Raw genomic sequence first — 1,556 nt, 5'->3', positions numbered from 1 at the left:
TGACCGAGATCAGCCAGGAGGCCGACATGCGCAACTGTTTTGTCGAGATGGGCGCCTGGGAAGAAGACACCGAAAAGCGTTGGTAGGGCTTACGTTGGTTTTTGGTTCCATTGCTCCCCAAACCCCTACAGCGCGAGCCCCAGCGCCGGTATCAAGAAAGCCACGAATACTGGTAGCGGCTTGCCTGTAGTCGAAAAACGTTCGAGGCCAGCTCCTTCGGTGTCCGCCAGCAATTCGCGGTCCGCCTCAGAGCGGGCACTGTTTTTTTGCGCAGGAGACATCACTCCGTCCCCTTGCTGAAGCTGTAGCTCCGCCAGGCGTTCCTGATACAGCGCCACGTAAAAAGCGGTGCGATCTTCTTCGCTTTGGGCACGACGTACAAACAACACAGGGATTAGCACGAAACTGAGGGCAACCAGCAACAGCAGGCCGACCCATAGCCAGAAATCAATCATTAGATTCTTTACCCAATAGGAGGAGGAGCCGTTGACGCTCTTGGTCAGAAAACACCTCAACATCATCGCCATGCCGACCACGATGACGTGCAACGATCAAGTAAATCACCCACACACCGCCCAACAACAAACCGCCAGGCCCAAACCAGAGCAACCAGGTGTGGCTGTTCAGCTCAGGTTTGTAGCGCACGAATTCGCCATAGCGATCGACCATGAAGTCGATGATCTGCTGATTACTCTGACCTTCATCGAGCATGCGAAAGATCTCTTTTCGCAGATCGGCGGCGATGGGGGCATTGGAGTCTGCGATATCCTGGTTCTGACATTTCGGACAACGCAGTTCCCGGGTCAACTCGGTGTACCGGGCGCGTTCGACCTCATCCTTGAACGCGTAAGCATCGATGGCAGCTTGGGCGGCACTAGCGGAACACAACACTAAGAGAGTTCCACATAGAAACCGGCTCATTGCGTGCCCTCCTGCACCAGACCTTGATAAAGATCTGCAAGCTGTTCACGCCACACCGTCTCATCTATAACGCCGACGTGCTTGTAGCGAATGATGCCCTTACTGTCGACCAGGAAGGTTTCCGGCGCGCCGTACACGCCCAGATTCAATCCGAGGCTGCCGGCTTCATCGCGAATATTCAGCTGATAAGGGTCGTGAAAATCCTTCAGCCAGTTCAGAGCATCGAAATTAACGTCTTTGTAATTGACTCCATGAATCACCACCCCCTGCTGGGCCAGTTTGTTCAGCACTGGGTGTTCTGCCCGACAAGCGACGCACCAGGTACCCCAAACGTTTACCAGCGCCGGTTTGCCCAGCAAATCGGCACGGGTCAGGGACCTATTGTCTTGCACGGATTGCAGGGAGAAATTGGGGAACGGCTTGTCAATCAACGCTGAGGGCAACGCCGAGGGATCGAGGTACAACCCTTTACAGAGAAATGCTGCCATGCCAAGAAAAAGCACCAGCGGTGTTGCCGCTGACCGAAAACTGACCCAGTAGAGGCTGTTCTGCCGACTGAAAACTGACCCAGGTGTTCAACTGCTTCTGCTCAATTTTTGAGCAGGAGAACACAGGGTGATCAGTATGGAAATGAT

2 protein-coding genes and 1 pseudogene are annotated in these 1,556 nt (G+C 54.2%); all 3 read right to left on the bottom strand.

Going from position 1 to position 1,556, the window contains the following annotated elements; all coding sequences use genetic code 11:
- Positions 1-128: 128 nt before the first annotated feature.
- A pseudogene (ccmI, locus tag FIV35_RS29430) lies at positions 129-455 on the bottom strand (c-type cytochrome biogenesis protein CcmI); the annotation flags it as partial.
- A complete protein-coding gene (locus tag FIV35_RS29425) occupies positions 448-921 on the bottom strand; it encodes a cytochrome c-type biogenesis protein (protein ID WP_012080655.1) in 474 nt (157 codons plus the stop codon). The gene FIV35_RS29425 and the pseudogene ccmI, both read right to left, overlap by 8 nt.
- On the bottom strand, positions 918-1,427 hold the full coding sequence (locus tag FIV35_RS29420) for a DsbE family thiol:disulfide interchange protein (RefSeq protein WP_255260239.1): 510 nt from the start codon (positions 1,425-1,427) through the stop codon (positions 918-920). Before FIV35_RS29420 ends, FIV35_RS29425 begins: the two co-directional genes overlap by 4 nt.
- Positions 1,428-1,556: the final 129 nt, after the last annotated feature.

The organism is Pseudomonas rhodesiae, assembly GCF_007858255.1.
Taxonomy (GTDB): Bacteria; Pseudomonadota; Gammaproteobacteria; order Pseudomonadales; family Pseudomonadaceae; genus Aquipseudomonas; species Aquipseudomonas rhodesiae.
This window is presented reverse-complemented; position numbering and strand designations above follow the sequence as displayed.

Coding starts and splice junctions, on each gene's coding strand:
- FIV35_RS29425 (WP_012080655.1), bottom strand. CDS start 921: ATGAGCCGGTTTCTATGTGGAACTCTCTTAGTGTTGTGTTCCGCTAGT.